The sequence below is a fragment of the Algoriphagus ornithinivorans genome (assembly GCF_900115305.1).
GTDB lineage: Bacteria > Bacteroidota > Bacteroidia > Cytophagales > Cyclobacteriaceae > Algoriphagus > Algoriphagus ornithinivorans.
The window spans coordinates 449,195-457,626 of record NZ_FOVW01000003.1; the positions used below are offsets into that span (position 1 = coordinate 449,195).

Annotated in this window: 7 protein-coding genes; 1 reads left to right on the forward strand and 6 read right to left on the reverse strand. The window is 38.6% G+C overall.

Features of this window, described 5'->3' with window-relative positions:
• Positions 1 to 115: 115 nt before the first annotated feature.
• Positions 116 to 2,203 (forward strand): protein-disulfide reductase DsbD family protein, encoded by a 2,088-nt coding sequence (locus BM073_RS06245; protein WP_091651967.1) that lies wholly within the window; start codon positions 116 to 118, stop codon positions 2,201 to 2,203.
• 10 nt (positions 2,204 to 2,213) lie between these two features.
• On the opposite strand, the gene BM073_RS06250 is transcribed toward BM073_RS06245, so the two are convergent.
• The 6 genes from BM073_RS06250 to BM073_RS06275 all read right to left on the reverse strand — a co-directional run bounded on the left by BM073_RS06250 (position 2,214) and on the right by BM073_RS06275 (position 8,003).
• On the reverse strand, positions 2,214 to 2,657 hold the full coding sequence (locus BM073_RS06250; RefSeq protein WP_091651968.1) for a hypothetical protein: 444 nt from the start codon (positions 2,655 to 2,657) through the stop codon (positions 2,214 to 2,216).
• Positions 2,658 to 2,873: 216 nt separating this feature from the next.
• On the reverse strand, positions 2,874 to 3,389 hold the full coding sequence (locus BM073_RS06255) for a hypothetical protein (protein ID WP_091651971.1): 516 nt from the start codon (positions 3,387 to 3,389) through the stop codon (positions 2,874 to 2,876).
• A gap of 158 nt (positions 3,390 to 3,547) precedes the next feature.
• Positions 3,548 to 4,231 (reverse strand): hypothetical protein, encoded by a 684-nt coding sequence (locus BM073_RS06260; protein ID WP_091651973.1) that lies wholly within the window; start codon positions 4,229 to 4,231, stop codon positions 3,548 to 3,550.
• A 159-nt stretch (positions 4,232 to 4,390) separates the two neighbouring features.
• The gene (locus tag BM073_RS06265; RefSeq protein ID WP_139217454.1) at positions 4,391 to 5,038 is read right to left on the reverse strand and encodes a hypothetical protein; all 648 of its coding nucleotides are present in this window, start codon (positions 5,036 to 5,038) and stop codon (positions 4,391 to 4,393) included.
• Between the two features lie 357 nt (positions 5,039 to 5,395).
• Positions 5,396 to 6,601: a glycoside hydrolase family 18 protein gene (locus BM073_RS06270; RefSeq protein WP_217643094.1), complete on the reverse strand. Its 1,206-nt coding sequence runs from the start codon at positions 6,599 to 6,601 to the stop codon at positions 5,396 to 5,398.
• Positions 6,602 to 6,791: 190 nt separating this feature from the next.
• Positions 6,792 to 8,003, reverse strand: coding sequence for a cytochrome c peroxidase (locus BM073_RS06275; protein ID WP_217643095.1), 1,212 nt, complete (start codon positions 8,001 to 8,003; stop codon positions 6,792 to 6,794).
• Positions 8,004 to 8,432: the final 429 nt, after the last annotated feature.

Here is an 8,432-nt window from a genome sequence, read left to right on the forward strand (position 1 = left end):
AGTAGAGATTGAAAATTGAAGTGAACCAAAAGGCAATTTTCAATGCTTAAATAAACAATAAACACTTATCATTTCGACCAATTAAATCTATCCTGATTTAATTTTCCATCAGTTTATGAGCCTCAGATCCCTTCAAAATATCAGCTTTCTCAGTTTAATTTTTATACTGATAAGCTTCAATTCCTTAGCTCAAATCATCAAAGCTCCGGTTTGGACTAGTAGAATTGAACCCGCCAATCCTCAGGTAGGAGAAGAGATAAAGCTGATTTTAGAGGCTGAAATCCCTGCAGGTTGGTATGTTTATGGAACCAGCTTCGATCCGAATCTTGGCCCTTTATTGACCACCTTGAAACTCAGCAATTCTGATGCTTATGTAGCCAAAGGTAAACTTCAGGAAGTAGGTGCTAAGAAAAAATACGAGGAGGTCTGGGAAGGTGAGGTAACGTATTTTATCAAAAAAGGGGTTTTTGAGCAGGGTTTGATCCTTTCTAAACCTACCGGGGAAATCCGTGGCAGCTTAGAATATCAGATGTGCTCAGACCTGACAGGGCAATGTATCAATTATGAAGAAGAGATAATCCTTGATTTCAAAGCCCAGCCAAATGCATCTGTAACAGAAAGCCCAACTGAAGCAAATGTTCAAACTTCTGCTGATAGCGGGCTATTTAATTTAGCGGAGGAGGAGGTTTTGCCGGCAGATGAAACGGCAGAGAGAACTCCCGCTCAAGAGCAGGTGATTACCATAGAAATCGAAGGGACAGAAAACCCCGGTTTATGGGGCTTTATGGTCTTGGCCTTTTTAGCTGGACTGGCAGCTCTTTTGACTCCCTGTGTTTTCCCGATGATTCCAATGACCGTCAGTTTTTTCACCGGAAGAGCTAAAACCAAGGTAGCAGGAATTCGAAATGGCTTTATTTATGGGATTTCTATCATTGCAATTTATACGATTGCAGGAACTGCTGTTGCAGCTATTCAAGGGCCGGAGTTTGCAAACTGGCTGGCGACCCATTGGCTTCCCAATCTCTTTTTCTTCGGAATTTTCATTGTTTTTGCCTTAGCCTTTTTGGGTTTATTCGAAATCACCTTGCCTTCTTCATTTGTGAATAAGGTAGACGCCAAATCCGAAAAAGGAGGTTTAATCGGAATCTTTTTTATGGCCTTCACCCTGGTATTGGTTTCATTCTCATGTACTGGTCCCATTGTAGGTTCTATTTTGATTTCTTCAGCTGGAGGAGAGTTGATCAAACCAATTTTAGGCATGTTCTCATTCTCCTTGGCATTTGCAATTCCATTTACTCTTTTCGCAGTTTTCCCGGGTTGGATGAGTAGTCTTCCAAAGTCTGGCGGATGGTTAAACTCTGTCAAAGTTGTTTTAGGCTTTTTGGAGCTTGCGCTGGCCTTCAAATTTTTGTCCATCGCAGATCAGGTCTATCACTGGGGCATACTAGACCGAGATATTTTCTTGGTAATCCACATTGTCATCTTCTTTGCTCTAGGTCTGTATCTCTTTGGGAAAATCAAATTACCTCATGACTCTCCGCTAGATTTCATAGGTGTTCCCAGGCTATTGCTGGCATTGCTCAGTTTGATGATTGCCGTATACATGATCCCAGGACTTTGGGGAGCTCCTTTGAAATATTTGAGCGGATATTTACCTCCCCTTACTTCTCAGCAATTCAAAATAAACGGAACAGCTGCTGTGGGAGAATCATCTCAATATATCTTGGATGAGCCAGTGAAATATTCGGATTTACTGGAAATCCCTCATGGCATCAAGGGCTATTTTGATTATGAACAAGGTTTAAAGGCCGCAAAAAAAGCCAATAAACCCTTATTGATTGATTTTACCGGTCATGGATGCGTGAATTGTCGCAAAATGGAGGAAAATGTGTGGTTGGATCCGGAAGTTCTGAGAAGGCTGAAGGAGGATTTTGTGATGGTTGCGCTGTATATCGATGAACGATTTGAGCTTCCTGAACGTGAATGGTACACTTCAGAATACGATGGGAAAGTGAAAAAAACCTTGGGCAAGCAAAATGCTGATTTCCAAATATCCCGATTTCAAAACAATGCCCAGCCCTATTATGTGATTTTGGATCATGAAGAAAACCTGCTAGTAAACCCCCGTTCCTACGATACCAGTATTCCGGCATTCATTGAATTTTTGGATAAGGCAAAAGCAGAATTTGAGAATAGGAACTAAGGAAAAAATGCTATAAGCAGGAGTTTTCTTTGATTAGTTCCAGTGCTTTGGGGAATTTATCTTGCATAAATTCCAAATGCTCATCCATCACATCTATTTCCACTTCTAGTTTAACAGTATTTTTTCCCTCAATTAGCTTATAGGTTTCATTGGCTCCTGACCATGTTTTGGTTTCTTCATCTATAGGCTGGGGCTTTGCATCTGTCACTTTACCGATATGCTTAAAAGATATGATTGAATAAGGAATGAATTGCTCAATTTTACTGTATATGCCACTTTGATCTGGCCCAAGGAAATGTACAACTCCTCCCTCTTCCCAATTTTCAGCGAGCATATAAGATCCTTCCAAAAAGACAGCAGACCATTTCCTATAGTACTCATCCTCCCAAAGGGCTTTCCAAACACTGGGTTTTTCAGCTGGGATATCTATGGAAAATATGAGTCGATTGAGCATCTATTTTGAAATTTGATGAGACACTAGAAGTAAGGTCGTTTAGGGATAATTGGAGAGGTTTTTTATGGGAATGAAGGTTAACGTCTCCGGTTAACGCAAGTAGCGGCTTGGGAACGTGAATTTGTCGTTAAATTATCTTTTACAGGTAGTGAAAAATGTCATTTTAGATGGTCTGCCGCTATTTGTTCGTTAACCGATGTTCCACCACAGTTATTTTTAAGCAACTCCATTTACTCGAAAGTCTATAAACTTATTTTCGTCAACAAGGTATTTAATATTCCAAAATCGGCTTCCTCCATCAAAAGTCATTTGCCATTCCGTTTTCCAACGATCGTCGGGTTTTGTCCAGCCACGAATACTGTCCAATAAGCTGTAATGATTCCAGAGAAAATTTACGTGTATAACTTTCTGGCCGTCTTCATCAATGAATCCGATATATTGTCTGACATACTTGCTTAAATTTCGATGGATTACAGGTCCGTAATCTTTTCCATGGTTGGGTTTATTTTTATTAATTTCTCTTATGTCTTTTCTCAGTTGAGTTTCCAATTTCTCAATCTCAGCTATTGTGGGAGTAAACCTCCTTTCTTCTGGAGGATTTTGAGTGTAAAGAATCTTATAAGTCTCCGGAAAAACTGCACCTTTAAAAGTCGGCTTTTCAATCAGCTTTATGCTTTGGGAAAAACCCAGAGTAAAATTTAGCAGAATTAATATGGAAAGCAGTCTTTTCATAATTGTGGGCAACGGATTGCAGCTACCCGAAGGTGGCGATTTCGGAGCACTTCACTGTCAACCAAGCAGAAACTTTGATAGAAGCATCCGCCGCGGCGGAATTTAACCACTGAACCGCCACTTTTGGGTATGTTTTGTTATAGCCAGTTGTTCTTTGGTCAGTATAACTCTTCATTGTATTCAATTTCAAAAGTTTCTAGTCCAAAGTCAATTTGAAAATTACTTTTAACTTCCTTTTTAATACATAAAAACATTGGTAAATCTTCAGAAGTTGTCAAGCACCAACTTAAGTCGTCTGGAAATAAATAAGTACAATAATCGAAGTAAAAGTCTTCTTGAAGTTCAAGGTATTTTTCAACGTCAATTTCTGTACGTTCTTGTTTAGGGTCTTCGTCAATCGAGTACCTATAAACATCATCAATAAAAAGATTTAACAACCGTCCGTTTGCTAATTTTATAAGACTTGTTTTTAAAGCAATTTTACTTTGTTTTTCAAGAATTTTAACCGCAGGTGTTGGTTTTATTCTGTTTAATAATTTGTAGTCATATGGTTTTTCAAAAGTCTCTGAAATTTGTTTTAATGATATTTCCCTAAATAATTTGTCCTTGTCAGGATTAATAAAAAGTCCAAATTCTCTTTCAATCTTTATTCTCTGGTTTGTTTGTTCGATTGTTTCATTTTGTTCTGGATATTCGTCAAAAGGAAAATTGTCAACAATTCCAACTTTCCAATGAATTAGATAATATTCATCAAAAACATTTGGAACTATATAAGAGATATGATTCCAAGAATTCTCTTGTCTATTTGAAAAATGTTCTTTTATCCAGTTGAATTTGTCCATTGTCGGTTTTCAAAAATTGGCTGCAACGTTTTGCATATGGCTTGTGGCGGTTTCGAAGTAATTTCTTGTCCACCGAAACCAAAGCTGGCTTCGGAGCGAAAACCTTGCTGGCAGCCGTTAACCCGCCATAAGCTATATGCGTTGTTGTGGTGCGTTTTTTTATTTTTCTCCAAGCCAAACATCTCCTTTTTTGAATGAATATGATTCAGTAGCTTCTCCAATTGGCTCTTTAAATTTCGTTGTTCTGTGTGGCTTTTTTAGCATTTTTTCAAACCACTTTTTATCTTCTTCATAGTCCGCTAATGTTGCGTAAAATTCTGGGTCACCTGGTTCGCTGTTGTCAAAGTGGTCTTCGTCAAGTCTATATTCCCAATTAAAATTTTCAATTTCATCTTTTAACTGTCCATATTTCTCGGGGTTCAACTTCTTTGACTCGTCTGGTTTAAAAAAAGTGTTTTCATAAAAGTCCAAATATTCTCCAATCGCACAGACAACTTGAGAATTCGCAAATCTTGGTTCAAAGAGCCATATTCTCAAATAATAGTTTTCATCAAGTTTGTCCAATTCCCTTTTCCAAGAATCATAAATTTCAATAAGTCCACTTAGGATTCTGGACTTTGTTTGTCCTTTTGGACTAGGTGTTTGGCTGTTGGTTAAAGAAATTCCGCTCCAAGGGTGAACTCGAATTTTCGCATAATCTCGCTTGTACTCTTTCAAATAGATCAAATCGAGATTCTTATGCGTTTCAACCCATTGGTCAATGTCATTCCATCTTCTGTTATGTCCGCGGATTTTCTTTGTTTTCACGATTTCTTTTTAATGCACCACAACATTTGTATTTACGCATATCACCTAAGGTAATTGCGTCTATATTTCTTATGTATAAAGGCGCAGATTTTTTAAAAACTCTTTTCTAATATTTTTTGGCTATTTGTCCGACGGAAAACGATAACAAATGCTAACTGTCGGCTATTTCAGTCAAAAAATTCTTACCTCATTTCTTTGACTAAGAACGTCATTTCAACTAATTAATCCAATAGGAAAAATACTGCCTTTAAAAAATATAAAGAGTCAATGAAACCTTCTAGGTTTGAACAAAACCCAAAGTTTTGATTGGGTCTAAACATAAACCTTCGAGGTTTGAAAAACCTCAAAGGTTAGGGTTTACTGCTGTGCTGCCTTATAGATTGCATCCAATAAGGAGCCGGATTCTTTGGTATCGTTGCCCAATTCCCAAAACATGATTCCGCCCAGACCTTTTTCCTTGGCATAGGTAGTTTTAAGCGCTACCGAAAGAGTATCATCGTAGGATAGCATCAGGCTGTCTTTCGCATTGTACATAAAAGGTGCTTGGGCTTTCTCATCCCAAAATCGCTGAAAATTGGGGTCTTTTTCGTAGGTATCTCTGATCCAATGATAAGCCATCCAACCTTGATGTAATCCTCCACTCATTTGATATAAGCCATTACTTAAAGGAGGTACTCCCTTCCAAACCCGTCCATAAAAAGCTGCTCCAATTACAATCTGATTCGGATTTACTCCCTTTTCAATCAAGTAGTCCACAATTTTCTGAGCAGATCTTGGGTCAGAATCAGGATTAGCTCCACTTTGGAATAAGCTATCCAGATGTGCTTGAAACGGCGTTCCGGAGATATCTTCACTTTTCACATCTCCTAATGGAGTATGATGACCTGTATAGATCGATACCCCCGACACTTGATCATAGGTCATTACATTGGTGTAATCTGCATATTTCATGACTTCGTTGATCTCTATAAAATCATAATAACGCTTCCACCCTGCAGAAGCGAAAGTCAGAATTTTGGGAGAATCAAAGCTATCTAGCATCTCTCTCAGACCTTTCATCAAGGCAGTGAAATTCTGGGTATCCTCAGGTCTGGCTTTGGTGCTGGCACCGGAAATACCCGGATATTCCCAATCCATATCCATTCCATCGAGCTTGTATTCCTGGATAAAGGTCTTAGCACTTTGGATAAACTTAGCTCTACTTTCCGGAGTCAAAGCCATATCTGAAAAGCCATCCGCTCCCCAGCCTCCGCAGGCTATCATTACTTTTAGGTTTGAATTTCTCTCTTTTTGAGCCACCAATGCCTGAAGCTTAGGTCCTGCTTCTTCCGGCTTTCGGAATTTCATCTCTCCGTCTATGACATGGGTAAATGAATAAATAATATGAGTCAGTTTCTCAACAGGTATTTGTTCAGGTTTATAATCCCGTTCCGGCACATAATAGGCCATGATGACGGGTGTGGATTTATCTACATCTTCAGCTTGCTTGGATGAATTCGTGGAACAAGCAAAAAATAGGAAGGAACTAAAGAGAGCGAGGAGAAAATTAACTTTCTTGATCAAAATCTAGGAATATTAACTTGATTAAAATTTTTACTAAAGTTAATCTTCTTTATTTATTTTTTATAAATGTTTTGAAAAATTATACTCTCAATAGTCAAGAGGGCCTCATCTGGATTAAATCCATGAATCAGTAGATAGATAATCTTTACTCCCTATGCCTAAATTAAGGGCAGCAAGTAGTCTTACAAGCTTAATTCTCCTTGCTAAAAGGGTTACTCCATTTGGGATTTGTACTTACTGTATTGTCAGTAAGAGTTTTTAGAAAAGCGACTAAAGCAGCTTTTTCTGCATCTGAAAAATTCAATCGAACCGGATTATTATTCACATCAGTTAAGGCCGGAGAAAGAGTGGGATGATTTTTTATGCCACCATTATAATGCTCAACTACCTCCTCCAGCGAAGCAAAACGCCCATCATGCATATATGGCGAAGTCAATTCAATATTTCTTAAACTACTCGTTTTAAACCTACCTGTGAAAATAGGATTGTTAAAAACCTCGCCAGCTCCTAAATCTGTTGTAGATAATTCATCCAGTCCATTATTCTGAGGTCCTGGGTTGGCACTGATAAAAGCTTCTGTAGTATGGCATCCAAAGCAAGCACCTCCACCATTAGGAATGGTTGCAAAAAACAATGTTTTACCTAAATTTTCTTCTGCCGTAAAATTCGGAAAATTGGCGCCAGGTGTAGTAACCATCGCTCGGCCTTCATCATACTTACTTGAATAACTTACAATGCTGCGAACAAACTGTGCCAAAGCCTTTGAAATTTTATCAGATGTGACTTCCTGCGAGCCAAAGGCTTTTTGAAATAATTCTGGATAATAGGATTGGTCTTGAACTTTGCTTATCAGTTCATCAATACTCAAACCCATTTCCACTGGGTCCTGAAAAGGCATCAAAACCGGTTCTTCCAAGCTACCGGCCCTTTCATCCCAAAAAAACCTTCCTCGCTGATAAAATCGGGCATTAATTAAAGTCATAGAATGCCTTCTAGTTTCACCCCCATTAAACCCTACACTCAGTATTTTATCATCGGAAAAGCCTTTTTCTTGTTTGTGGCAGGATGCGCAGGAAACGCTGCCATTTGCACTTAGGTTTTTGTCATAGAACAATACTCTGCCCAAAGTTGCACCATCATTGGTGATTGGATTGGTTGAGGGAGTATTGTCTGTTCCATTGATTGAAGTGGGAAGTGGTCCTCCCTGAACATTCATCGTGAAATGTCTGGGCAGATTTAGGGTGCTGTAATCAAAAGGAACTTCCGGTAAATCCAGCACATCCAATTGCGGTGGGCCCTCAATATCTTCCTTACGACAAGAGGAAATAAGCAAAAGAACAAACAGAAAATGGACAATGATTAAAAAAGGTCTTTTCATTCTATCAGCGCTGATCTTGACCATTAGATTGTTTTTGAAAAAGAAGGTTTAAATCAAATTAAACTTTTCACTATAGCACTACCATTTGATAATACACTTGTATGAATTTTTTTCACAGAGAAATATAGCTTCATAAACCCTTTGCCTCTTAATTCCTTTGCGGGAGACATTATCGTTGCGCCGCTGCGCCACCGCGAGCCTGTTTTAAACCACATAGAGAGAATAGAAAACATAGATTCACACGCCCTTTGCCTCTTCTATCCTTTGCGGAGACCGAGACCGCAGCGATATTCTTTTTTACCGCAAAGTCGCAAAGTTCGCAAAGGAGATCACAAAGTTTATTTCTTCTAGTTTGGACAATTATCCTCTGTTTGGAATAGGGGTAAAATCTTAATAACCAATAACTCAATAACCCTTCTCCTGCACTGCTTTTTTGTTAATACCGCATCGAGA

What these genes read in the sequence shown, in the direction of transcription:
- BM073_RS06245 (WP_091651967.1), top strand. Translation starts at nt 116, where the DNA reads ATGAGCCTCAGATCCCTTCAAAATATCAGCTTTCTCAGTTTAATTTTT.
- BM073_RS06250 (WP_091651968.1), bottom strand. Translation starts at nt 2,657, where the DNA reads ATGCTCAATCGACTCATATTTTCCATAGATATCCCAGCTGAAAAACCC.
- BM073_RS06255 (WP_091651971.1), bottom strand. Translation starts at nt 3,389, where the DNA reads ATGAAAAGACTGCTTTCCATATTAATTCTGCTAAATTTTACTCTGGGT.
- BM073_RS06260 (WP_091651973.1), bottom strand. Translation starts at nt 4,231, where the DNA reads ATGGACAAATTCAACTGGATAAAAGAACATTTTTCAAATAGACAAGAG.
- BM073_RS06275 (WP_217643095.1), bottom strand. Translation starts at nt 8,003, where the DNA reads ATGGTCAAGATCAGCGCTGATAGAATGAAAAGACCTTTTTTAATCATT.